At 65.7% G+C, this 23,582-nt stretch carries 24 protein-coding genes and 1 other RNA gene; 17 read left to right on the top strand and 8 right to left on the bottom strand.

Going from position 1 to position 23,582, the window contains the following annotated elements; all coding sequences use genetic code 11:
• The first annotated feature begins 15 nt into the window (after window positions 1-15).
• The 5 genes from QX010_RS32435 to QX010_RS32415 are packed head-to-tail and all read left to right on the top strand — an operon-like array spanning window position 16 to window position 5,246.
• On the top strand, window positions 16-891 hold the full coding sequence (locus QX010_RS32435; protein ID WP_316183614.1) for a branched-chain amino acid ABC transporter permease: 876 nt from the start codon (window positions 16-18) through the stop codon (window positions 889-891).
• A complete protein-coding gene (locus QX010_RS32430; RefSeq protein WP_316183613.1) occupies window positions 888-1,886 on the top strand; it encodes a branched-chain amino acid ABC transporter permease in 999 nt (332 codons plus the stop codon). Before QX010_RS32435 ends, QX010_RS32430 begins: the two co-directional genes overlap by 4 nt.
• Window positions 1,883-2,626 carry an ABC transporter ATP-binding protein gene (locus tag QX010_RS32425; protein ID WP_316183612.1) on the top strand — a complete coding sequence of 248 codons (744 nt, stop codon included), beginning with the start codon at window positions 1,883-1,885 and terminating at the stop codon, window positions 2,624-2,626. Before QX010_RS32430 ends, QX010_RS32425 begins: the two co-directional genes overlap by 4 nt.
• Window positions 2,627-2,637: 11 nt before the next feature.
• Window positions 2,638-3,375 carry an ABC transporter ATP-binding protein gene (locus tag QX010_RS32420; protein WP_316183611.1) on the top strand — a complete coding sequence of 246 codons (738 nt, stop codon included), beginning with the start codon at window positions 2,638-2,640 and terminating at the stop codon, window positions 3,373-3,375.
• The gene (locus QX010_RS32415) at window positions 3,372-5,246 is read left to right on the top strand and encodes a bifunctional sugar phosphate isomerase/epimerase/4-hydroxyphenylpyruvate dioxygenase family protein (RefSeq protein WP_316183609.1); all 1,875 of its coding nucleotides are present in this window, start codon (window positions 3,372-3,374) and stop codon (window positions 5,244-5,246) included. The genes QX010_RS32420 and QX010_RS32415 overlap by 4 nt, the downstream gene beginning before the upstream one ends.
• A gap of 1 nt (window position 5,247) precedes the next feature.
• Here QX010_RS32415 and QX010_RS32410 read toward each other — a convergent pair whose 3' ends face one another.
• A complete protein-coding gene (locus QX010_RS32410) occupies window positions 5,248-6,171 on the bottom strand; it encodes a LysR family transcriptional regulator (protein WP_316183608.1) in 924 nt (307 codons plus the stop codon).
• Window positions 6,172-6,261: 90 nt separating this feature from the next.
• Here QX010_RS32410 and QX010_RS32405 point away from each other — a divergent pair, with 90 nt between their 5' ends.
• Window positions 6,262-7,050 (top strand): NAD(P)H-dependent oxidoreductase, encoded by a 789-nt coding sequence (locus QX010_RS32405; protein WP_316183606.1) that lies wholly within the window; start codon window positions 6,262-6,264, stop codon window positions 7,048-7,050.
• 18 nt (window positions 7,051-7,068) lie between these two features.
• Here the strand turns inward: QX010_RS32405 and feoB are convergent, their stop codons facing one another.
• From feoB to ssrA, 7 genes are all read right to left on the bottom strand, one after another.
• Complete coding sequence (feoB, locus tag QX010_RS32400; protein ID WP_316183604.1) at window positions 7,069-8,946, bottom strand: ferrous iron transport protein B; 1,878 nt, start codon at window positions 8,944-8,946, stop codon at window positions 7,069-7,071.
• A gap of 20 nt (window positions 8,947-8,966) precedes the next feature.
• Window positions 8,967-9,242, bottom strand: a complete 276-nt coding sequence (locus QX010_RS32395; protein WP_315805544.1) for a ferrous iron transport protein A — start codon at window positions 9,240-9,242, stop codon at window positions 8,967-8,969.
• Window positions 9,243-9,349: 107 nt separating this feature from the next.
• The gene (locus QX010_RS32390) at window positions 9,350-9,637 is read right to left on the bottom strand and encodes a ribbon-helix-helix domain-containing protein (protein ID WP_315713371.1); all 288 of its coding nucleotides are present in this window, start codon (window positions 9,635-9,637) and stop codon (window positions 9,350-9,352) included.
• Window positions 9,637-9,822 carry a DUF4169 family protein gene (locus tag QX010_RS32385; RefSeq protein WP_315805546.1) on the bottom strand — a complete coding sequence of 62 codons (186 nt, stop codon included), beginning with the start codon at window positions 9,820-9,822 and terminating at the stop codon, window positions 9,637-9,639. The genes QX010_RS32390 and QX010_RS32385 overlap by 1 nt, the downstream gene beginning before the upstream one ends.
• A gap of 238 nt (window positions 9,823-10,060) precedes the next feature.
• The gene (gene fumC, locus QX010_RS32380) at window positions 10,061-11,485 is read right to left on the bottom strand and encodes a class II fumarate hydratase (protein ID WP_315805547.1); all 1,425 of its coding nucleotides are present in this window, start codon (window positions 11,483-11,485) and stop codon (window positions 10,061-10,063) included.
• A 96-nt stretch (window positions 11,486-11,581) separates the two neighbouring features.
• Window positions 11,582-12,112: an SspB family protein gene (locus tag QX010_RS32375; protein WP_315805548.1), complete on the bottom strand. Its 531-nt coding sequence runs from the start codon at window positions 12,110-12,112 to the stop codon at window positions 11,582-11,584.
• Between the two features lie 261 nt (window positions 12,113-12,373).
• Window positions 12,374-12,728, bottom strand: a transfer-messenger RNA (tmRNA) gene (ssrA, locus tag QX010_RS32370).
• A gap of 94 nt (window positions 12,729-12,822) precedes the next feature.
• Here ssrA and QX010_RS32365 point away from each other — a divergent pair.
• The 11 genes from QX010_RS32365 to QX010_RS32315 all read left to right on the top strand — a co-directional run bounded on the left by QX010_RS32365 (window position 12,823) and on the right by QX010_RS32315 (window position 22,785).
• On the top strand, window positions 12,823-13,419 hold the full coding sequence (locus tag QX010_RS32365; protein ID WP_315805595.1) for a chromate transporter: 597 nt from the start codon (window positions 12,823-12,825) through the stop codon (window positions 13,417-13,419).
• The gene (locus QX010_RS32360; protein WP_315805596.1) at window positions 13,416-13,949 is read left to right on the top strand and encodes a chromate transporter; all 534 of its coding nucleotides are present in this window, start codon (window positions 13,416-13,418) and stop codon (window positions 13,947-13,949) included. Before QX010_RS32365 ends, QX010_RS32360 begins: the two co-directional genes overlap by 4 nt.
• A gap of 96 nt (window positions 13,950-14,045) precedes the next feature.
• Window positions 14,046-14,825 (top strand): tripartite tricarboxylate transporter TctB family protein, encoded by a 780-nt coding sequence (locus QX010_RS32355; RefSeq protein ID WP_315805549.1) that lies wholly within the window; start codon window positions 14,046-14,048, stop codon window positions 14,823-14,825.
• Window positions 14,826-14,832: 7 nt separating this feature from the next.
• On the top strand, window positions 14,833-16,347 hold the full coding sequence (locus QX010_RS32350; protein WP_315805550.1) for a tripartite tricarboxylate transporter permease: 1,515 nt from the start codon (window positions 14,833-14,835) through the stop codon (window positions 16,345-16,347).
• A 269-nt stretch (window positions 16,348-16,616) separates the two neighbouring features.
• Entirely contained in the window at window positions 16,617-17,411 is a 795-nt protein-coding gene (locus QX010_RS32345; protein WP_316183603.1) for a thymidylate synthase, read from the top strand.
• A gap of 3 nt (window positions 17,412-17,414) precedes the next feature.
• Complete coding sequence (locus QX010_RS32340; protein ID WP_315805552.1) at window positions 17,415-17,900, top strand: GNAT family N-acetyltransferase; 486 nt, start codon at window positions 17,415-17,417, stop codon at window positions 17,898-17,900.
• Window positions 17,897-18,409, top strand: a complete 513-nt coding sequence (locus QX010_RS32335; protein WP_315805553.1) for a dihydrofolate reductase — start codon at window positions 17,897-17,899, stop codon at window positions 18,407-18,409. The genes QX010_RS32340 and QX010_RS32335 overlap by 4 nt, the downstream gene beginning before the upstream one ends.
• A gap of 250 nt (window positions 18,410-18,659) precedes the next feature.
• Window positions 18,660-19,787 carry an FtsH protease activity modulator HflK gene (hflK, locus tag QX010_RS32330; RefSeq protein ID WP_315805554.1) on the top strand — a complete coding sequence of 376 codons (1,128 nt, stop codon included), beginning with the start codon at window positions 18,660-18,662 and terminating at the stop codon, window positions 19,785-19,787.
• Entirely contained in the window at window positions 19,784-20,725 is a 942-nt protein-coding gene (gene hflC, locus QX010_RS32325; protein ID WP_316183602.1) for a protease modulator HflC, read from the top strand. Before hflK ends, hflC begins: the two co-directional genes overlap by 4 nt.
• Before the next feature lie 120 nt (window positions 20,726-20,845).
• Entirely contained in the window at window positions 20,846-21,052 is a 207-nt protein-coding gene (locus QX010_RS32320; RefSeq protein ID WP_315713359.1) for a DUF2065 domain-containing protein, read from the top strand.
• Window positions 21,053-21,282: 230 nt separating this feature from the next.
• Window positions 21,283-22,785 (top strand): Do family serine endopeptidase, encoded by a 1,503-nt coding sequence (locus QX010_RS32315; protein WP_316183601.1) that lies wholly within the window; start codon window positions 21,283-21,285, stop codon window positions 22,783-22,785.
• Window positions 22,786-23,582 lie beyond the last annotated feature (797 nt).

Genomic DNA, 23,582 nt, shown 5'->3' with positions numbered 1-23,582 from the left:
GCTCACGGGGAAACCATGTCCAATCTGCTCGACCTGATCGTGGCGGGACTCGCCACCGGCGCCATCTACGCGCTGGTCGCCGTCGGCTTCACCTTGCTGTGGCAGACCTCGCAGACCATCAACTTCGCCCAGGGCGAGTTCGTGATGCTGCCCGCCTTCCTGATGCTCGCGGTCATGCATCTCGGCGCGCCGTTCTGGCTCGCGGTGCTCGCCGGCGTGCTGCTGTCGGCGCTGCTGCTCGGTCTCGCCTTCAAGATGCTGCTGGTCGATCCGATGCTGCGGCACGGCGTGCTGCCGCTGGCGATCGCCACCATGGCGCTGGCGATCGGGATCAAGGAGGCCGTGAAGCAGTTCTTCAGCGCCGAGGCCTCGCCGTTTCCGTCGATCGTTCCCGCGGGCGATATCAGCGTGCTTGGCCGTGTCATCTCGCTGCAGAGTCTCGGCGTGCTCGCCGTTGGAATCCTGGCCGTCGTCGGCCTGACCACGCTGCTCAATCGCACCTCGCTCGGCCACCAGATGCAGGCGGCGGCGCAGAATCCGACGGTGGCGCGCATCATCGGCGTTCCCGTCGAGCGCATGATCCTGCTGACCTTCCTGATCAATGCCGTGCTGGTCGCGCTGGCCTCGCTGCTGATCACGCCGATCTACCTTGCCAAATTCTCGAGCGGCGAAGTGCTCGGGCAGGCGGCGTTCATCGCCGCGATCGTCGGCGGCTTCAACCAGGTGCGCGGCGCGATCGCCGGCGGTCTCCTGATCGGTGTCGTCGACAACCTCGCCGCGGCCTACGTCTCCACCCAGTATCGCGCGGCTGTTCCGATGGTGCTGCTGATCCTTGTCATCCTGTTCCGGCCGCAGGGCCTGCTCGGACGAGCCGAGGAGCGCACGGTATGACCCGGAACGGCAGACTGCTCCTCGCCGCGCTGGCGATCGTCGTCATTGCTGGCCTGATCATCATCCCGATGAACTTCAACCGCTACGGCCTCTATATCCTCAGCCAATGGGCGGTGATGACCATCGCCGCGATGGGGCTCAATCTCACGCTCGGCTATGCCGGGCAGGTGTCGCTGGCGCAGGGCGCTTTCGTCGGCATCGGCGCCTACGGTGCCGCGATCCTCACCACCCATGGCTGGCCGCTGATATCGACGCTCGGGCTCGTCATCATCGTCTGCTTCATCGTCGGCTGGCTGTTGGGCTATCCGGCGCTGCGCGTGCAGCATCACTATCTCGCCTTCGTCACGCTCGCGTTTTCGACCCTGGCGTTCCTGGTGTTCCGCAACGAGAGTTGGCTCACCAACGGCATCTACGGCATCAGCAACATTCCGCGCCCCGAGATCTTCGGCTTCCCGACCCGCAAGCCGCTGCCGTTCTACTATCTCTGTCTTGGCTCCCTCGGCCTCGTGACGCTGGCGATGTGGTGGCTGATCCGCTCGCCCTGGGGCCGCGCCTTCATGGCGCTGCGCGAAAATCCGATCAGGGCGCAATCGCTCGGCATCGACACCAGACGCTACACGCTGATGGCGTTCGCGATCGGCTCGGTGCTCGGCGGCATCGCCGGAGTGCTCTATGCGCCGCTGACGCAATATGTCGATCCCGTGCCGTTCAACCTGCAGCTCTCGCTCGATCTCCTGATGATGGTGATCGTCGGCGGTGCCGGCTTCATGCTCGGGCCGTTCCTCGGCGCCATGATCGCGGTGCTGCTGCCGGAGTGGCTGCGCTTCGCCGAGGGCTATTATCTGATGCTCTACGCGGCCGCCGTGATCGTGCTGCTGATCTATTCGCCGAGCGGCATTCTCGGCATCCTCGACCGCTATCTCAGCTCACGGCGCACCCAGGCCGCATCCGCATTGCGGGCGGCGGCTCAATCCAAGCTGGAGGCCGCGCGATGACCGCAGTCCTCGACGTTCGCGACGTCAAGAAGAGTTTTGGCGGCATCACCGCCGTCAACGGCGTCAGCTTCGACGTGCAGGAGGGCGAGATCCTCGGCCTGATCGGCCCCAACGGCTGTGGCAAGTCGACGCTGTTCAACTGCATTCTCGGCCAGCTCGTGCCGAGCGGGGGCGAGGTGAGGGTGGACGGCAAGCTCGTCACCGGCCAGCGTCCGTCCGAACTGAACCGCCTCGGCGTCAGCCGCACGTTTCAGCTCTTGCAGGTCTTCCCGAAGCTGTCGGTGCGCGACAATCTGATCCTCGCCGGCCAGGAGCATCGCGGCAGCATGCTGTCGCGCCTGTTTGGTCCGTCGGATGCAGGGCTCACCGAGACCGCCGATCAGATGATCGGCTTCTTCAAGCTGGAGCATCTCGCCAACGAGCCGGCCGGCGGCCTGTCCTACGGGCAGCAGAAGCTGCTCGATGCCGCGATGGCGTTCATGGGCGGTCCACGGCTGGTGCTGCTCGACGAGCCCGCCGGCGGCGTCAATCCGACCATGCTCGGCGATCTCAAGGACCGGCTGATCGCGATCAACCGCGAGCGCCGCGCCACTTTCGTCGTGATCGAGCACAACATGGAGTTCGTGATGTCGCTGTGCTCGCGCGTGATCGTGATGGCGGAGGGCAAGGTGCTGGCGATCGGCAAGCCCGACGAGATCAGGGCCAATCCGGCCGTGATCGAAGCCTATCTCGGACACTGACGGAGCCGACGATGAGCGATCCCATTCTCGACGTCCAGAACCTCGTCGGCGGCTACGGCAAGATGACGATCCTCAACGGCACGACGTTCTCGGTGCCGGCGGGATCGATCACCACCGTGATCGGTCCGAACGGTGCCGGCAAGTCGACGGTGTTCAAGGCGATCTTCGGTCTGTTGAAGCTGCGCGAAGGCAAGGTCATCTTCAAGGGCCGCGACGTCACCGGCTTCAGCCAGCGCGCGCTGCTCGGCGCGGGCGTCTGCTACATCCCGCAGGGCCGCAACATCTTCGGCGAGCTGTCGGTGCGCCACAATATCGAGCTCGGCGGCGTTGCCGCGCCGCGTGAGATCGATCTTGCTGCGCGCGTCGAGGCGGCCCTCGACGTGTTTCCGGTGCTGCGCAAGAAGGCGGATCGGCAGGCCTCGACGCTGTCCGGCGGCGAGCAGAAGCAGCTCGAGATCGCGCGCGGGCTGCTGCTCGAGCCGCAGCTCGTGCTGATCGACGAGCCGTCGATCGGGCTGTCGCCGTTGATGGTGCAGCAGACCTTCGACATGCTGAAGCAATTGCGCGACCGCGGCGTCTCGGTGCTCCTGATCGAGCAGAATGCACGCTCGGCGCTGGAGATCTCGGACTACGGCATCGTGCTCGAGCTCGGTCGCACCCGCATCATCGACAAGGCCGATCGCGTGCTGGCCGATCCGCGCATCGGCCAGCTGTTCCTGGGCGGCGCGATGGAGGAGACGGCGGCATGAACCAGCGCTCGATCGCCACGGTCTCCATCTCTGGCGCGCTCGACGAGAAGCTCAAGGCGATCGCTGCCGCCGGCTTCGACACGGTCGAGATCTTCGAGAACGATCTGGTCGCGTTCGGGATGCGGCCGCGCGAGATCGGGCAGATGTGCCGCGACCTCGGCCTTTCGATCTGCGCCTATCAGCCGTTCCGCGATTTCGAGGGCATGCCGGAGCCGCAGCGCGCGCGCAACTTCGTCCGTGCCGAGCGCAAATTCGACCTGATGCAGGAGCTCGGCACCGACCTGCTGCTGATCTGCAGCAGCGTGTCGCCGGCCGCGCTCGGCGGCATCGACCGCGCCGCCGCGGATTTCCACGAGCTCGGCGAGCGCGTCGCGAGGCGCGGCTTGCGCGTCGGTTACGAGGCGCTGGCCTGGGGCCGCCATGTGCACGACTATCGCGATGCCTGGGAGATCGTGCGCCGCGCCGATCACAAGGCGATCGGCGTCATCCTCGACAGTTTTCATGCGCTGGCGCCGGCGCTGCCGACCAATGCGATCCGCGCCATCCCCGCCGACAAGATCTTCCTGGTCCAGTTGGCCGACGCACCCAAGCTCGAACTGGACGTGCTGTCCTGGAGCCGGCACTTCCGCAGCTTTCCCGGGCAGGGCGACCTCCCGGTCGGCGAGTTCATGGAGGCGGTCGCCGCGACCGGCTATTCCGGGCCGCTGTCGCTGGAGATCTTCAACGATCAGTTCCGTGCCGGCTCGGCGCCACGCACAGCGCTCGACGGCATGCGTTCGCTGCTGCTGTTGCAGGATGACCTCGCCGGAAAAATCCCCGCGGCGTCGGCAGAGCCCCGCTTCGCGCCTCGCGTGAAGAGCCACGGCATCGGCTTTGTGGAATTCGCGGTCAGCGAGGACAAGGCGGAGTCGCTCGCCGCATTGTTCGGGCAGCTCGGCTTCCGCAAAACCGGGCGGCATCGCAGCAAGGCGGTGCAGCGCTGGTCGCAGGGCGCGATCGAGCTGGTGATCAATTGCGAGCCGGCGAGCTTCGCGCATTCGCACTATATCACGCACGGTCCCGGCGTTTGCGCGTTGGCGTTGGATGTCGACAGTGCGGACCGTGCCATGGCGCGGGCGCAGTCCTTGAAGACGCGCACCTTCACCCAGCCGGTCGGGCCGGGCGAGCTGGAGATCCCGGCGATCCATGGTGTCGGCGGCAGCCTGCTGTATTTCCTCGATACCCACGGCCGTCACTGGGATGTCGACTTCGAACCGGTCGCCAGCGACAAGACGACTGATCGGCTCTTGGCCGTCGATCACATCGCACAGTCGATGCCGCATGAGGAGATGCTGTCCTGGCTGTTGTTCTATGCCGGGATCATCGACTTCTCGCGCCTGCCGCAGATGGAGATCGCCGATCCCAGAGGCCTCGTGCAGAGCCAGGCGATCGTCAACGGCGATCGCAGCCTGCGCTTCATCCTCAACGGCTCGACGGCGACGCGCACGCTGTCGTCGCGTTTCATCTCCGAGTTCTTCGGCTCAGGCGTCCAGCACATCGCCTTCGCCTGCGACGACATCTTTGCAGCCGTGGCCGAAATGCGCGCCCGCGGCGCCGGCTTCCTCGACATTCCCGACAACTACTACGACGATCTCGAAGCGAAATACGATCTAGCGCCCGAGACCATCGCGGCGCTCCGCGCCAACGAGATCCTGTACGACCGCGACGGCGACGCGGAGTTCTTCCAGGTCTACACCCACATTTTCGAGGAGCGCTTCTTCTTCGAGATCGTGCAGCGCCGCAACTACCAGGGCTTCGGCGCCGCCAACGCCGCGATCCGGCTGGCGGCGCAGGCGCGCGAGGTGCGGCCGGACACGATGCCGCGGCTGTAGCTCAGGGCTCCGGCCGGATCCCAGGCAGACTGACGATTGCCGCCGCCAGGTCTTCGATCACCAGCCGGACGCGCGCGATGCCGGCGCGCTCCGGGACGATCAGCATGCTGAGCGGAACCGACGGCAGCCTGTAGTCGGGCAGGAGCACCGTCAGCCTGCCCTCGGTGATGAGATCGTCGACCAGCCAGGCATGGGCTGCGGCGATGCCGCGCCCGGCCAGCACGGCTTCGCGCACCGCGAGGCCGTGATTGGTTCGGAAGCGGCCGCTGAAAGGCACCTCGTGGCGCTGGCCGTCGGCGGACACCAGCGCCAGCACGTCGCTGCCGGCGACATTGGGCATGCGGATGCCGTCATGGCCGAGCAGATCCTGCGGTACGCGCGGCGTGCCGCGTCCTGCCAGATAGCCCGGCGCCGCCACCAGCAGCCGGTGCGAATGGCCGAGTGCGCGCAGCTTCATCGAGCTGTCAGTGAGCGGCGCGAGACGGAGCGCGATGTCGACGCCCTCGCGCACCAGATCGATGCGCTCGTCGGTCAGATTGAGATCGATCGCGATGTCCGGATAGCGGTCCTGGAACGCGAACACCAGCCGGGTGATGTGCAGGATGCCGAACGCGGCCGTGCAGGAGATGCGGATCGTGCCGCTGGCGGCTCCACGCGTGCCGCGCGCCTCGTCGCCGGCCTGCTCGATCAGGCGCAGGATCTGGACGCAGTTGGCATAATAGAGGCTGCCCTCGGTGGTCAGGGTGACGCGCCGGGTGGTGCGGCTCAGCAGGGGAACGCCGATCGCGTCTTCAAGCTCCTGGAGATGACGCGAGATGGTGGACTGACCCAGCCCAAGCTCACGCGCGACGGCCGACAGGTTGCCCCGTTCGGCGACGCGAACGAAGCTGCGCATGTTGACGATGCTGACGTCCAACTTATCCATAATTCAGCATAATGTTATCGATAGCAGCCATATAGTGGATGAACGAGGCCGGGTCTATCTCCTGGATTGTTCCAGCCAAGGGATCAAGCCATGAATGTGCTGCTCGTCTTCGCCCACCCCGAACCCCGCTCGCTGAACGGCGCCCTGCGCGACGCCGCTGTCGCCGAGCTTCGGTCGCAAGGTCATCAGGTCAGGGTCTCGGATCTCTATGCGATGGGCTGGAAGGCGGCCGCCGACCGCGCCGACTTTCCGCAACTGCCGCCCGATGTGCGCCTCAACGTCGCCACGGCCTCCGGCGAGGCGTTCGAGACGCACTCGCTCACCGACGACGTCAGGGCGGAGCAGGAGAAGCTCCTATGGGCCGACGCGGTGATCCTGCAGTTTCCGCTGTGGTGGTTCACGATGCCGGCGATCCTCAAGGGCTGGGTCGACCGGGTCTATTCCTACGGCTTCACCTACGGCGTCGGCGAGCACAGCGACAAGCGCTGGGGCAACCGCTATGGCGAGGGCGTGTTCGCCGGCAAGCGCGCGATGCTCGTGGTGACCACCGGCGGCTGGCAGGAGCACTATTCGGAGCGCGGCATCAACGGGCCGATCGACGACCTCCTGTTTCCCATCAACCACGGCATCCTGTTCTATCCCGGCTTCGACGTACTGCCGGCCTTCGTGGCGCACCGGGTGAACCGGCTCGATGAGGCGGGCTTCGCGGACATCGCCGCGCGGCTCCGCGCGCGGATGCGGACGCTGTTCACGGATCAGCCGATCCCGTACCGGCGGCAGAACCACGGCGATTACCTGATCCCGTCGATGCAGCTGCGTCCCGAACTCGGGCATGCCGACGCGCGCGGCTTCGCGCTGCATGTCGACGCTGTGCGATGACGTTGCCGCGGCGCGGGCTCAGCCCGCGCCCATCGCGACCGCGATGTGGTAGGTCGCGAACGCCGCCGCATAGGCGAGCGCGAACATGTAGAAGAAGGTCACGGCCATCCAGCGCCAGCTGCCGGTTTCGCGGCGGATGACGGCGAGCGTCGAGGCGCATTGCGGGGCGAAGATGTACCAGGCGAGCAGCGCCAGCGCCGTGGCGAGGCTCCATTTGCTCGCCAGCACCTGGCCGATCTGCTCGGCCGCCTCCTTGCCGCCCTCGATCGCATAGACGGTGCCGAGCGCGGCGACCGCGACCTCGCGGGCGGCCATGCCGGGCACCAGCGCGACCGCGATCTGCCAGTTGAAGCCGACCGGCGTGAGCAGGGGAGCGATCGCCTGGCCGATCATCGCCGCGAGGCTGTAATTGATCGCAGGTTCGGTGGCGCCCTCCGGCGGCTGCGGGAACGAGGCCAGGAACCAGATCAGCACCATCATCGCGAAGATCGTGGTGCCGGCGCGCTGCAGGAACATCTTGGCGCGGGTGTAGACGCCGATCGCGATGCTGCGCAACCGCGGCATCTTGTAGTCCGGCAGCTCCAGCATGAACGGTGCCGGCTGGTAGTCGCGCATCAGGAAGAACTTCACCAGGAACGACACCAGCAGCGCGCTGATGATCCCGGCGGCGTAGAGCCCGAACATCACCAGTCCCTGCAGGTTGACCAGGCCCCAGACCTTGGTCGGCGGGATGAAGGCCGAGATGATCAGCGTATAGACCGGAATCCGCGCCGAGCAGGTCATCAGCGGCGCGATCAGGATGGTGGTGAGCCGATCGCGGCGGTTGTCGATCACGCGCGTTGCCATGATGCCGGGAATGGCGCAGGCAAAGCTCGAGAGCAGCGGGATGAATGCGCGGCCATGCAAGCCGGCGCCACCCATGATGCGGTCCATCAGGAACGCCGCGCGCGCCATGTAGCCGAAATCTTCCAAAAGCAGGATGAACAGGAAGATGATGATGATCTGCGGCAGGAAGACGATGACGCTGCCGACGCCGGAGATCACGCCGTTCTGCAGGAAGCTCTGCAGCAGGCCCTCGGGAAGCTCGTCGTGAACGAGCTGGCCGAGCGCATCGAAGGCCGCCGACAGCACCTGCATCAGCGGCTGCGCCCAGGCGAACACCGCCTGGAACATCACGAACAGGATCGCCAGCAGGATGAGCAGCCCGCCGACCGGATGCAGCGCGACCGAATCGATCCGGGCGGTCCAGGTGTCCGGCCGCTCGGGCAGGCTGACCGTCTCCGCGATGATACGGTCGGCCTCGCGCTGAGTGGCGCGCAGCTCCGGGACCGTGAGCGGACGCCAGGTGTTGGCGCGCTCTCCGGTGGCCTCGGCCGCCTGGGCCAGGAGCTCGTCGGTCAGCCGCAGCAGGTCGTCGGTGCCGCCCTTGCGCACGGCGATCGACGTCACCACCGGCACGCCCAGCGCCTGCGACAGTGCGGGAACGTCGACCGTCACGCCACGCCGCTTGGCGATGTCGAACATGTTGAGCACGAGCGCCAGCGGCCGGCCGGTGCTCTTGAGCTCGAGCAGCAGCCGGACCGTCAACCTGAGATTGGTCGAGTCGGCAACGCACAACACCAGGTCGGGCAGGACCTCGCCGGTGGCGCGTCCCAGCACGAAATCCCGGGTGATTTCCTCGTCGGGGCTGCGGCCGCGCAGCGAATAGGTGCCGGGCAGGTCGACCAGCGAGACCTGGCGGCCCTGCGGGGTGACGAAGCCGCCCTCTTTGCGCTCGACCGTGACGCCGGGATAATTCGCGACCTTCTGGCGGCTTCCCGTCAGCGCGTTGAACAGCGAGGTCTTGCCGCTGTTGGGCGTACCCACCAGGGCCAGATGCAGCAGAGGGCTTTCCATGACGACGCTTTCCGCGCGGCCTATGCCACGATGACGGCCATGGCCTCGCGCCGGCGGACCGCGACGGTGATGTTGTCGACACGGACGGCGATCGGGTCTCGCCCGACGATCCCCTCATGCAGGATTTCGACCCGGGCGCCCTCGACGAAGCCCAGTTCGATCAGCCGGCTCTCCAGCTCAACGTCCGGCAACGACGACGCCGCGCCGCCAGCGGCCAGATGCTGGATCGTTCCGGTATAGCCCCTTCGGGCCAGACCGAGCGGCTGAGGCGGCCGTGTATCGCAGATTTCGCTCATAGCCTGTATTTTCAATCGCGTGCCAAGAGGTCAAGCGCGGCATGTTAAATGCCGCGGCATCTTAGAGCGATTTTAAACAGACCGGGCGGGCCGCCGTCTGATCTGCCTCAAGGAGCGGCAGCGGCTGCCGTGTGCCGGGTGTCCACCGCCGCCTTCGGCTCGAGGCCTGAAGACGCTGCGGCGCGGCTCTTGAAGTGGTCGAGCACGAACAGCCGGATCGCCGACGACAGGTTGCCCTGCTGGCGATTGTTGTCGATCTCCCCGACCAGTTCGGACAGGGTCATGTTACGGAGACCCGAAATCTCCTTCATGCCGTTCCAGAAGGCCTCTTCGAGGCTGACGCTGGTCTTGTGACCTGCGACCACGATAGAACGTTTTACGACGGGCGACTTCATCACGCGTCCTCGCCATTGATACGATGTTGATCGAGTAATTCGTTCGCGCGCTTGTCGCGTTGGGCGTCAGTTGCGCGTTCGGACTTCGTCCTGCCGAAGCGAGCGCGGTTGCCTTCGGCGACCTTTGCTGCCTGATCGCGCTCCACGCGCTTTCTGAAACGCTTCAAGTTGATGATGTCACCCATGCTTGCTCCAATCATCTAAGGCATCGAACATCACGACGAGAGCATGCGCATTGCGCGGATGAGCTCAGGCGTTCTCCAGACAATCACGTCATCGCTCCCTGATAGTTCGATGGCCATTCGCGTCGTTGCGAGCTGGATTTGTTTACTCACCAAACGCAGCAGAACTTGTAGTCGAGAGTATCCTTTAGGGGTTAACAGCGAGAATTGCATCACCCCCCGTAGTACTACGGGACTACCGCTACGCTCGCCCCGGCCTCGTCATCCTCTCGGGTTGAACGAGGCGGTCGAATTCCTCTTCGGAGACGAGACCGAGCCGCAAAGCTTCCTGTTTCAGCGTTGTGCCGCGCTGATGCGCTGATTTCGCGACTTTGGCGGCGTTGTCGTAGCCGATCTTCGGTGCAAGCGCCGTCACCAGCATCAGCGAGCGCTCCATCAGCTCGCGAATGCGAGCAGTGTCGGCCTGGATTCCGGTCACGCAATGTTCGCTGAATGAACGTGCTGAATCACCTAGTAATTGTATGGACTGCATCATGCAATGTGAGAGCAATGGTTTGTAGACGTTCAGTTCGAAATGACCCTGGCTGCCGGCCATGGTGATCGCCGTGTGATTGCCGAACACCTGGCAGCACACCATCGTGAGCGCTTCGCATTGCGTCGGGTTCACCTTGCCCGGCATGATCGAGGAGCCCGGCTCGTTCTCCGGCAGGATCAGTTCTCCCAATCCGGAGCGGGGGCCTGATCCGAGGAAGCGGATGTCGTTGGCGATCTTGAACAGGCCGGTGGCCGCCGCATTGAGCGCGCCATGGGCGTAAACATAGGCGTCGTTGGACGCAAGCGCCTCGAATTTGTTGGCGGCACTGGTGAAGGGCAGGCCGGTGGCGTCGGCAACATGCTTGGCGAACAGCTTCGCGAACTTCGGATCCGCGTTCAGGCCAGTGCCCACGGCGGTGCCGCCCTGCGCCAGCGGCAGGAGATCCCGCGCCGCGATCTCGATTCGTGCGATCGCGTTCTCGACCTGCGTGGCGTAGCCGGAGAACTCCTGGCCGAGCGTGAGCGGCGTGGCGTCCTGGGTGTGGGTGCGGCCGATCTTGACGATGTCCGCGAACGCGTCCTGCTTGGCACGCAGCGCCGCCAGCAGCTCCGACAGCGCCGGCACCAGATGGCCCGCGATCGCGCGCGCCGCGGCGATGTGCATCGCGGTGGGGAACGAGTCGTTGGACGACTGGCTCATGTTGACGTGGTCGTTCGGATGAACGGGCTTCTTGGTGCCGCGCTCGCCGCCCAGCAGCTCGCTGGCGCGATTGGCGATCACCTCGTTGAGGTTCATGTTGCTCTGGGTGCCCGAGCCGGTCTGCCAAACGACCAGCGGGAAATGGTCGTCGAGCTTGCCGTCGATGACCTCCTGCGCCGCCTGGACGATGGCGTCCGCCATGCGTGGCTCGAGCAGGCCGAGCTCGCGGTTGGCCTGGGCCGCGGCCAACTTCACCAGCGCGAGCGCGCGCACGATGCCGATCGGCATGCGGTCGTGGCCGATGCGGAAATTCTGCCGGCTGCGCTCGGTCTGCGCGCCCCAATAGCGGTCGGCGGCGACCTCGATCGGGCCGAAGCTGTCGGTCTCCGTGCGCGTCGATCCGTGCGATGATGAATCAGCTGAATGTGCCATGAAGCATGCCCATGATTGATGGTGAACCGGCGTCGACCGGTTCAAGCATGCTTCAATCTAGTGGTCCAACCGCCGTTCCGCGCGCGGCGAATGGGCCTATTTCTTGCGGAAACGGTCCAGGCGCACGACCTCGGCGCCTTCCCCCGGCGAGGTCGGCGGGAGCGGCTTGTCGTCGCTGGTCTCGGCCGGCGTCGCAGGCAGCGGCCCGGCGATGGCCGATGGCGTCGGTGCGGCCGGCAGCTTCGGCGCGGCCGGCGTCTCGGCAATCGCCTCCGACGGCTCGAACTGCAGTCCGAATTGCACGGACGGATCGAAGAAGCTCTTGATCGCGTGGAACGGCACCACGAGGCGCTCAGGGATGCCGCCGAACGACAGGCCGACCTCGAACCGGTCCTCCGAGACCACCAGATCCCAGAACTGGTGTTGCAGGATGATCGTCATCTCCTCCGGATATTGCGCGAGCAGCCGCGGCGACAGCTTGACGCCCTCGGCCTTGGAGATGAACGTGATGAAGAAATGGTGCTCGCCCGGGAGCCCGTGGGCGGCAGCGTCGGTCAGCACCCGGCGCAGCACCCCGCGCAACGCGTCGCGCGCCAGCACATCGTATCGAATATGATCCGTCGCCATGATCGGTCCTGTGTCGTGAGGGCTGCGCCCGACGTGTCGAGCCGCCGCGCCCGGCAGGCAGCAGCATTCCCGACTCGCGTCAGTCACATCGTACCCGGCATCGGCGCCGAGGTCAGCAGCCATGCCGGTCGATCGCCAGATATGGGAACGGGTAGAAGCTGGCGGAAGTCCGGTCAACGGCGGAATGAACGGGTGCCGCGCCAAAAAACTGGGGACGGCACAGCCCCTGGAAGGAAACCGGTTAACGTGGAGGCAGGTGAAAGTGGAGGCTTCTGTTGCCAGGTGCCTCCGAACCCCGCCTAACGGAGCTTAACCCGTTAGGACTTTAAGGTGGTCTTTCAAACTGCGTTACGCAGCCTGAGCAACCGGAGCAAAGTTGTCGTTGGCAACTATTGCAGTAGCCCGATAACGGCGGAACAATACCGGGAAAAAGCTCGCCCTTTACGCCCTCGTCGATCCTATTTCGCCCCCGCCAAAACCCATCTGTCGGTGGGTTTTGGTGGAGGCGCCGGGTACCGCCCCCGGGTCCGAATGGTTTATTTCGACGGCGATTTATTTCCATAGCCGGCAGGCCGGCACCCCCTATATAGGCCGCCGGCCAGCGGATGCACAGGGCCGAAACGCCGCGGCGCGCGACAAAAATGTGGGCGGCTGCCGGGAACCTCTGGTTCGACCTTGGCAGCCTGGTTTTCGTCCTCCTACAGTGCGGCATGCCTCCCGAAGTTGCGCAGGTTGCCTCTCCCGCGGCCGACATCGCCAGACACCCGCCCAGCCTCCGCACGCTCTTCTTCGCATTCGCGAAAATGTCGCTGTCGGGCTTCGGCGGCGTGCTGGTGTTCGCGCGGCGTGCGATCGTCGACGAGCATCGCTGGATGACGGCGGAGGAGTTCAACGCGACCTTCGCGCTCTGTCATTTCCTGCCCGGACCGAACATCGTGAATTTCTCCGTGGTGTTCGGCGCGCGATTGCGCGGTGTCGCGGGCGGAATCGCTGCGTTTGCCGGCCTGCTCGGACCCCCGATGCTGCTGATCACCTCTCTCGGCGCCATCTACGGTCATTTTGGACAAGCCGACACGTGGCGACGGGCGCTTGCAGGCGTGTCCTGCGTGGCCGTTGGCCTGCTGGCGTCGGTGGTGTTTCGCATGATCTCGCCGCTCCTCAAGAAGAGCGACGTGGCGGGCGTTGTCGTCGTCGCTGGCGTGTTCGTGGCGATCGGGCTGGCGCGCCTGCCGCTTCAGGAGGTTCTGCTGGTGGCCGTGCCGCTCAGCCTTGCCGTCACCTATGCCAAGACGCGGTGGGCACGATGAGCGGGGACGACAATCCGTTGTTCCAGCTGTTCTGGACCTTTGCGTTGATCTCGCTGTTTGCGGTTGGCGGCGCCGTGGCGGCGATTCCCGAACTGCAACGTGTTGCAGTCGAGGCCCGGCACTGGATGACAGACAAACAGTTCGCCGACCTGTTCGCACTGTCGCAATTGTCGCCCGGGCCCAACGTTCTGATCGTCACCCTGATCGGCTATTCGGTCGCAGGCGTGGCAGGTGCGGCGGTCGCGACGATCGCGATGTGCGGTCCCACTGCCGTGCTCTCCTATTTCGTCAGCCGTTGGCTCTCGAATGCGCGGGATGCGCGCTGGCCCGCCATGCTGCAGGCGGCGCTGGTGCCGTTGTCGATCGGCTTGATGGCGGCGAGCGCATGGATTCTCGGTCAGGCTTCCGACCAGACGTGGCGGGCGTTCGCGCTGACGGTCCTTGCCGCACTCGTTGCATCTATGACGCGACTCAATCCGCTCTGGCTGCTCGCCGCAGGCGGCTGCCTTGGTTTCGCTGGCCTTCTCTAGGGAAAGCCGCTAGCAAAACAGAAGCGCGACCGGTTTGCTCCGGGCCGCCGAACGAAAACAGTGCCGGCCATCAAGGCCGATCGGGGAGGGCGAGGCATGGCCGAGACCACGGGCCAATTGTCGGGCGAAACGGCGGGCATGCCGGCCGCCCGCAGCGTGACCGCCGCATCGATCATTCTGGTCCTTGCCTTCGCGCCACAGATCATCGAGCTGCTGATTGCCTTGGCCGGTCTTGTCGGTCCACTATCCGGACGCGGTCCGCTACAGGTCATTGCGGCCCATGCGTCAGCCTTGTCGATGGCGATCCCGAGCCTGGCGCAGCAATATGCCGCAAGCGGCAAGACCTCGCTGTCTTCCGATGTTCTGCTGGCTCTCATCTACACCTATCCGCTGATCGCGGTCGCAGTGTTCACATTCATGGTCCGTCCGCGCGCGGCGCAGGACTATTTCGGCGGCGTCGTGCTGATGGCGATCGCGCTGTTCGCGTTGTGGGCCTCCAGCGATCTGCAGGGCATGCGCGGCTTCTCGTTCGGTGCCGGAACTGCGCCGCGGATGTTCGGTCTGCTGCTGCTAGGGCTCGGAGCCGCCGTGGCCGTGATCGGCGTCGTGAGTGAAGGCGCGCAGCTTGCGACCTATCACTGGCGCGGACCGCTGTTCGTCTCGCTCGCGATCCTGACCTTCGCCGTCTCCATTCGCCCGCTCGGACTCTTGATCACGGGGCTTGCAAGCTTCCTGATCGCGGCGATCGGCAGCCCGGAGACGCGCTGGCGCGAGGCCCTGATCGTCGGCATCTGCCTGACCGGCGGCTGCGCGCTGCTGTTCCCCTACGTGCTGGGGTTGCCGATGCCGCTGTTGCCGCGTTTCCTTTTGCAGTGAGGGCGTGATGGATCTGTTTGCAAATCTCGCCCACGGTTTCGTCGTCGCGTTGTCGCCAATCAATCTGCTGATGTGCCTGATCGGCGCGCTGGTCGGCACGCTGGTCGGGGTTCTCCCGGGCATCGGGACCATCGCCACGGTGGCGATGTTGCTGCCGATCACCTTCGGCCTGCCGCCGGTCGGCGCGCTGATCATGCTGGCCGGTATCTATTACGGCGCGCAGTATGGCGGCTCGACCACGTCGATCCTGGTCAACATTCCCGGCGAGGCGACGTCGGTGGTGACCGCGCTCGACGGCTTCCAGATGGCGAAGCAGGGCCGTGCCGGTCCGGCGCTGGCGATCGCCGCGATCGGCTCGTTCTTCGCCGGCTGCGTTGCCACCGTGCTGATTGCGATCCTCGGCGCGCCGTTGACCAAGCTCGCGCTGGCGTTCGGCCCGGCCGAGTATTTCTCGCTGATGGTGCTGGGCCTGATCTTCGCGGTCGTGCTGGCGAAGGGCTCGGTGCTGAAGGCGATCGCGATGATCGTGCTCGGCCTGCTGCTGTCGATGGTCGGCTCGGACATCGAGACCGGTGTGTCGCGCATGGCCTTCAACATTCCCGAGCTCGCCGACGGCCTCGGCTTCGCCACCGTTGCGATGGGCGTGTTCGGCTTCGCCGAGATCATCCGCAATCTCGATGCCGGCGCGGAGATGGACCGCGACCTCGTGCAGAAGAAGATCACCGGCCTGATGCCGACCAGGAAGGATCTGAAAGACTCCACGCCGGCGATCCTGCGCGGCACGCTGCTCGGTTCGATCCTCGGCATCTTGCCGGGCGGAGGTGCGGTGATCGCCTCGTTCGCGGCCTATACGCTGGAGAAGAAACTCGCGCGAGATCCGTCGCGGTTCGGTCGCGGTGCGATCGAGGGCGTCGCGGCGCCGGAGAGCGCCAACAACGCGGCGGCGCAGACCTCCTTCATTCCGCTGCTGACGCTCGGCATTCCGCCGAATGCGGTGATGGCGCTGATGGTCGGCGCGATGACCATCCACGGCATCGTGCCGGGCCCCCAGGTGATGCAGAAGCAGCCTGATCTGGTCTGGGGCATGATCGCCTCGATGTGGATCGGCAATCTCATGCTGATCATCATCAACCTGCCGCTGGTCGGCATCTGGGTGCGGCTCTTGCGCGTGCCATACCGGCTGATGTTCCCGTCAATCGTGATCTTCTGCGCGATCGGCATCTATTCGGTGAACAACGCGCCGGTCGACGTGGTCCTGGCGGGCGCGTTCGGCCTCGTCGGCTACTGGCTGATCAAGCATGATTTCGAGCCGGCGCCGCTGCTGCTCGGCATGGTGCTGGGCCCGCTGATGGAGGAGAACCTGCGCCGGGCGCTGCTGATCTCGCGCGGCGACTGGTCGGTGTTCCTAACGCGGCCGCTGTCGGCCGTGCTGCTCGCGATCGCGGCGGGGCTGCTCGTGCTGGCGGTGCTGCCGACGCTGCGCCGCAAGCGCGATGAGGTCTTCGTGGAAAGCGAAGGCTGACCAGCGTCGGCGGACCGGACGCCGGAGGCGCTCGGGACCCTGGTCAAGGGCGAGATCGTCAAATGGTCCGCGGTCCTCAAGCCGGCGAGCTGGTACGGAACGGCCATGGATCGGGAGGAGGGCGGAACGTGCGGTCCCGCCCTTGTCAATTGCGGCTGCGGCCGACATTTTTCGGGGTATAATTAGCGACCGGGCCGAGTCGAGGCTAGGGCCGGGCGATCCCTGCCGTTACATTCGCCGCCTTCCGCGAAAGGCCGCCAGCGCGCACCATGCACCAGTATCACGACCTGCTCGAACGCATCCTGTCCGACGGCGCCGAGAAGCACGACCGCACCGGCACCGGCACGCTGTCGGTGTTCGGCCACCAGATGCGCTTCAACCTTGCGGCCGGCTTTCCGCTGGTGACCACCAAGCGGCTGCCGCTGAAGGCGATCGTGCATGAGCTCTTGTGGTTCCTCAAGGGCGACACCAACATCAAATATCTGCACGATCACGGCGTGACGATCTGGGACGAGTGGGCCGATGGCAATGGCGATCTCGGCCCCGTCTACGGCTATCAGTGGCGCTCGTGGCCGACGCCGGACGGCGGCCATATCGACCAGATCGGAGGCGTGATCGACATGATCAGGCGCAATCCGGATTCGCGCCGGCTGATCGTGACGGCCTGGAACCCGGCCGACGTCGAAAAGATGGCGCTGCCGCCGTGCCACTGCCTGTTCCAGTTCTATGTCGTGAACGGCAAATTGTCGTGCCAGCTCTACCAGCGCTCGGCCGACGTCTTTCTCGGCGTGCCCTTCAACATCGCATCCTATGCGCTGCTGACGATGATGGTGGCGCAGGTGACGGATTTGAAGCCCGGTGAATTCGTGCACTCCTTCGGCGACGTGCATCTCTATTCCAATCACATCGAGCAGGCCCGCCTGCAGCTCACCCGTGCGCCCCGTCCGCTGCCGACCATGACGCTCAATCCGGACGTCAAGGACATCTTCGGCTTCCACTACGAGGACTTCGCGCTCGCCGGCTACGATCCGCATCCGCATATCAAGGCCGAGGTCGCGGTCTGACGCATGCCGGTTTCGATCCGTAGCGCCGGGCCTGACGACATCGGAAGCGTATTCGCGCTGATCCGGGAGCTCGCCGACTACGAGAAGCTCTCGCACGAGGTCGGCGCGAGCGAGGCCGACATCGCCGCCGCGCTGTTCTGCGAGCATCCGACGCTGTTCTGCGATCTCGCCGAATGGAACGGCGCGGTGGCGGGCTTCGCGGTCTGGTTCGTCAACTTCTCGACGTTTGCCGGCAAGCCAGGGATCTATCTCGAAGACCTGTTCGTGCGGCCGGCGTTTCGCCGCAACGGCATCGGCCAGGCCTTGCTCGGCCATCTCGCGCGCACCTGCATCGAAAAGGGCTGGGCGCGGCTGCAATGGTCGGTGCTCGACTGGAATGCTCCTTCCATCACTTTCTACAAATCGCTCGGCGCCGAGCTCATGGACGAGTGGACGCTGTGCAAGGTGACCGGCGAGGCTCTGGCTCAGCTGGCGGAGAGGGCGCCGTGATCGAGATCGTGCTGATCGTCGCAGTCGCCGACAACGGCATCATCGGCGCCGCCGGTGCGATCCCGTGGCGGCAGAAGAGCGACATGCAGCGCTTCAAGGCGATGACCATGGGGCGCCCGATCGTGATGGGCCGCAAGACCTTCATCTCGTTTCCGCGCCGGCCGCTGCCGGGCCGCACCAACATCGTCGTCACCCGCAATGCCGAGTTTCGCGCTGATGGCGCGATCGTGACCCATACCGTCGATGAAGCGCTCGTCATCGCGCGTGGTGATGCGCTGCGGCGTTCAGCCGCGGAGATCGCGGTCATCGGAGGCACCGAGCTCTTTGCTGCAACGATGCCGATCGCCGACCGGCTGGAGATCACCGAGGTGCATGCGAGCCCGCCTGGCGATACCGTGTTTCCGGCGATCGACCCGGCCCGATGGGAGGAGGTGGCGCGGCAGCGCCATGCCTCGGGGCCTGACGATCAGGCCGAATTCTCCTACGTCACCTATCGCCGGCGGCGGTGAGCGTTTCGCCGGCGGGATCTGTGCGACGGCCCGTCCAAGACCATCCGTTAATGATGAAGTCGCGCAGTTTGGCCGCGTGGCGGAGCTGAGGCCGCGGCAAACCGGCGCTTCCGGCCCTGTTTACATTGACAAAACCCGGTTCGGGCTTAGCTGGAGCGCTACGTTGTAAGGGGCGGGGCCGTCCCTTATAACCCGGCGACCGTCGGGGCCGGCGTTGGTGTACACTCAGCCTCTCGGAGGAGATCGATCGATGGCGTGGAAGAATCAGGGCGGAGGCCCGTGGGGTCAGGGTCCGAAGGGGCCCTGGGGCTCGGGACCGCAACCGGTCGGTCCAAGGCCGCCCGACCTGGAAGATCTTCTGCGGCGCGGCCAGGACCGGCTGCAGCAGTTCGTGCCGGGCGGCGGCTTCGGCACCGCGGGCGTGCTCCTGATCGTGCTCGGCGCCATCATCATCTGGCTCGCCTCCGGCATCTACCGCGTGCAGTCCGAGGAGCTCGGCGTCGTGCTGCGCTTCGGCAAATATGTCCGCGATGAGCAGCCGGGCCTGCGCTATCACCTGCCTTATCCGATCGAGACCGTGCTGCTGCCCAAGGCGCTGCGCGTCAACTCGATCTCGATCGGCATCACCGCCAACGATGATCCCGGCCGGCGCGGCCGCAGCGGTCGCGATGTCCCCGAGGAAAGCCTGATGCTGACCGGCGACGAGAACATCGTCGACGTCGACGTCACCGTGCTCTGGCGCATCAAGCCGAAGGGCGCGGCCGACTTCCTGTTCAACATCCAGAACCCCGAGGGCACCGTGAAGGCGGTGGCCGAGAGCGCGATGCGCGAGGTGATCGGCCGCTCCAACATCCAGCCGATCCTCACCGGCGCCCGCACCGTGATCGAGCAGAACGTGCAGGAGCTGATGCAGAAGACGCTCGACAATTACGGCTCCGGCATCCAGATCACCCAGGTGCAGATGCAGAAGGTCGATCCGCCGGCCCAGGTGATCGAGGCGTTCCGCGACGTCCAGGCGGCGCGTGCCGACCTCGAGCGTCTCCAGAACGAAGCCCAGACCTACGCCAACAAGGTGGTGCCGGATGCGCGCGGTCGTGCCGCGCAGATCCTGCAGGTCGCCGAAGGCTACAAGGAGCAGGCGATCGCCGAGGCCAAGGGCCAGAGCGCGCGCTTCCTCAAGGTCTATGACGAGTACAAGAAGGCGCCCGACGTGACCCGCGAACGGATCTATCTCGAGACCATGGAGCGCGTGCTCGGTGGCTCGGAGAAGCTCGTGCTCGACTCTGGCGCCACCGGCGGCCCTGTGCCGCTGCTGCCGCTCGGCGATCTCTTGCCGCGCCGTCCGGCGCCGGCCGCTCAGCAGGGAGGCGTCCGATGAGGTCCCCCGTTGCAGGCATCGTCGCGCTCGTCGCCGTGCTCGTGCTCGTCGTCATCGGCTACAGCTCGCTGTTCACCGTGAACCAGACCGAGCAGGCGCTGGTGGTGCGGTTCGGCAAGCCGGTCGACGTCGTCACCGAGCCCGGCCTGAACTTCAAGGCACCGTTCATCGACAACGTGATCTCGATCGACAAGCGCATCCTCGACCTCGAGAACCCCTCGCAGGAGGTGATCGCGTTCGACCAGAAGCGGCTCGTGGTCGACGCCTTCGCGCGCTACAAGATCAAGAACGCGCTGCAGTTCTACCAGAGCGTCGGCTCGATCCAGACCGCCAACGTCCAGCTCGGCACGCTGCTGAACGCCGCGCTGCGCCGCGTGCTCGGCGAGGTCACCTTCACGCAAGTCGTGCGCGACGAGCGCGAGGCGCTGATGCGCAAGATCCGCGATCAGCTCGACAAGGAGGCCGACGCCTATGGCATCCAGGTGGTGGACGTCCGCATCCGCCGCGCCGACCTGCCGGAGGCCAACAGCCAGGCGGTGTACAACCGGATGAAGACCGAGCGGCAGCGTGAGGCCGAGGAGTTCCGGGCGCTCGGCGGCCAGAAGGCCCAGGAGATCAGGTCCAAGGCCGATCGCGAGGCGACCGTGATCGTCGCCGAGGCCAACTCGCAGGCGGAGCAGACCCGCGGCGCCGGCGATGCCGAACGCAACCGGCTGTTCGCCGAGGCCTACAGCAAGGACCGCGACTTCTTCGCCTTCTACCGCTCGATGACGGCGTATGAGAACGGCCTCAAGTCCGGCGACACCCGCTTCCTGCTGCGGCCCGATTCGGAGTTCTTCCGCTACTTCGCGAACCCCTCGGGGAAGCCGGCGGGGGAGACGCCGTCCACCGCCAGTAGCTCGACCGCGGCGGCCGCGGTGCCGGCGCCCAAGCCCTGATGCATCGGCCCCGATGACCAGGGCGGTTGATCCGGGTGAATAAGAGTTGACATGGACGGGGCGAAGCCGTTGCTTCGCCCCGTTACATATCAAGAAGATCGAACGGGAGGTCCGGGTCCGATGAGGTCCATTGCGTTTTCCGATTTCCTCATCGGATTAGGTATCCTGTTCGTGCTCGAAGGCCTGTTGTTCGCGGCCAGTCCGGAGTGGATGCGGCGGGCCATGAAGACCGCCATGACCACGCCCGACAACGTGCTGCGCGCGGTCGGCATCGGCTCGGCGGTGGCCGGTCTGGTCCTGATCTGGGTGATCCGGCGGCCGATCTGAGGTGTGCATCGCCGTCTGCCTGCGCGCCGCCGCACAGGAACGAGGTCCGGCCGCGGCAATGACCGTCAACCGCCCGGCCAACGCCATTGTGAGGCGATGGCTGCGCCATTTTGCCGTATTAGGTCGCCCTCAATGATGAATCTGCGGTCCGATCCGGCGTGCTTGCGTCCTCCGCCGGTTCCGGCGCACTGTAACGGTTGAATTTGCCGACTTTTCTGGAGATCCGCCCGATGACCGCGACCCCTGCTTTCAGCCGTCGACTGCGCCCGATCCTGACCGCGGCGGTTCTTGCCGCGGGCTGGGCGCTCGCGCCGGTCCCGGCCTCGGCGCGGGGGCCGGAGGGGATCGCCGATGTCGCCGAAAAGGTGATCGACGCCGTCGTCAACATCTCGACCTCGCAGACCGTCGAGCCCAAGGGCGGCTCGTCCGAGAACCGCAACGCCAATCCGCAGGTGCCGCCGGGATCGCCGTTCGAGGAGTTCTTCGACGATTTCTTCAAGAACCGCCGCGGCGGTCCGGGCGGCCGGGGTGGGGCCGACAACTCGCCGCGCCGCACCAACTCGCTGGGCTCCGGCTTCATCGTCGACGAGTCCGGGGTCGTGGTCACCAACAATCACGTCATCGCCGATGCCGACGAGATCAACGTGATCATGAACGACGGCACCAAGATCAAGGCTGAGCTGGTCGGCGTCGACAAGAAGACCGACCTTGCGGTGCTCAAGTTCAAGCCGCCGCGGCCGCTGACGGTGGTCAAGTTCGGCGATTCCGACAAGCTGCGGCTGGGCGACTGGGTGGTCGCGATCGGCAACCCGTTCAGCCTCGGCGGCACCGTGACCGCCGGCATCGTCTCGGCCAAGAACCGCGACATCTCGTCGGGCCCCTATGACAGCTACATCCAGACCGACGCCGCCATCAACCGCGGCAATTCCGGCGGCCCGCTGTTCAACCTCGATGGCGAGGTCATCGGCGTCAACACGCTGATCATCTCGCCGTCGGGCGGCTCGATCGGCATCGGCTTCGCGGTGCCCTCGAAGACCGTGGCCGGCGTCGTCGACCAGTTGCGCCAGTTCGGTGAGCTGCGCCGCGGCTGGCTCGGCGTGCGTATCCAGGGCGTCACCGATGAGATCGCCGAGAGCCTCAACATCAAGCCGGCGCGCGGCGCGCTGGTCGCCGGCGTCGACGACAAGGGCCCGGCGAAGCCCGCCGGGATCGAGCCGGGCGACGTCGTCGTCAAGTTCGACGGCCACGACATCAAGGAGCCGAAGGACCTGTCGCGCATCGTCGCCGACACCGCCGTCGGCAAGGAGGTCGACGTCATCGTCATCCGCAAGGGCCAGGAGCAGACGCTCAAGGTCAAGCTCGGCCGGCTCGAGGACAACGAGAAGGTGCAGCAGGCGGCGATCAAGAAGGACGAGCCGGCCGAGAAGCCGGTGACCCAGAAGGCGCTCGGGCTCGATCTTGCCGCGCTGTCGAAGGACCTGCGTACCCGCTACAAGATCAAGGACAGCGTCAAGGGCGTCGTCGTCACCGGCGTCGACCAATCCTCCGACGCCGCCGAGAAGCGACTGTCGGCCGGCGACGTCATCGTCGAGGTCGCCCAGGAGGCGGTGACCTCGGGCGCCGACATCAAGAAGCGCGTCGACCAGCTCAAGAAGGACGGCAAGAAGTCGGTTCTGCTGCTGGTGTCGAACGCCGACGGCGAGCTGCGGTTCGTGGCGTTGAGCTTGCAGTAGGGGCTTCAGGCGGTCGTAACTATTAGCCTTCTGCGCGCTTTGAGATGCGAAGATGAGCGCAATGCAAGTGAATGCGCCCTCTCCCCTTGTGGGAGAGGGCATGTAGGAAAGAGCGGCAGGCTCGGTTGGGTGAGGGGTATCTCTCCAAGAGTTTCACTCGCGGAGAGATACCCCTCACCCAACCGCATGCTGTGATGGGCCGTACATGCCCTCTCCCACAAGGGGAGAGGGCGCTGTATCTGACGGCGCGCTGATGGTTGCTGAGTTGGTAGTTCGTAGGTAGTAGGTAGGGTGGGTCAAGGCGCGCCCCCGCTGCCCGCCTCATGCGCGGATCGATTTCGCGCCGTGCCCACCATGGCCGTCAGTATTCGTGGATGGCCGGTCGGCGCGCGACCGCCCTCGGGCGGCCGCTTTGCTTACCCTACGCAGCTCCACACTCCCTTGTCGTCCCGGCCTTGAGCAGGGACCCGCAACCCCAGGCAGCGGTTTGGGACAGGCTGGTCATTGGCATTTTGCCCATCACCTCTGCTGCGGCGTATCGATCCCGGATCGGTGCCGCGCTTTCGCGCGTCGCGGCCTGTCGGGCACGAGGGCGGCGGGTGGGGGCGGATTCACGGTTCAAACAGCTGAGTTGGGCACAGCGAGCATGTCCGAGGGACATGCCATCGCAATCTCGCGGCACATCATGCCCGAGGCCTGCGATCAGTTCGTCCCTCTCGAAATGCAGAGGGCGCAGGGAATGCCGGGTGAAGGCCTCACCCATGGCCCGCCTGCGAAAAAAATGCAGGCGGCAGGTA

Source organism: Bradyrhizobium sp. SZCCHNRI1009, assembly GCF_032487575.1.
In the GTDB taxonomy this organism is placed as follows: domain Bacteria; phylum Pseudomonadota; class Alphaproteobacteria; order Rhizobiales; family Xanthobacteraceae; genus Bradyrhizobium.
This window is presented reverse-complemented; position numbering and strand designations above follow the sequence as displayed.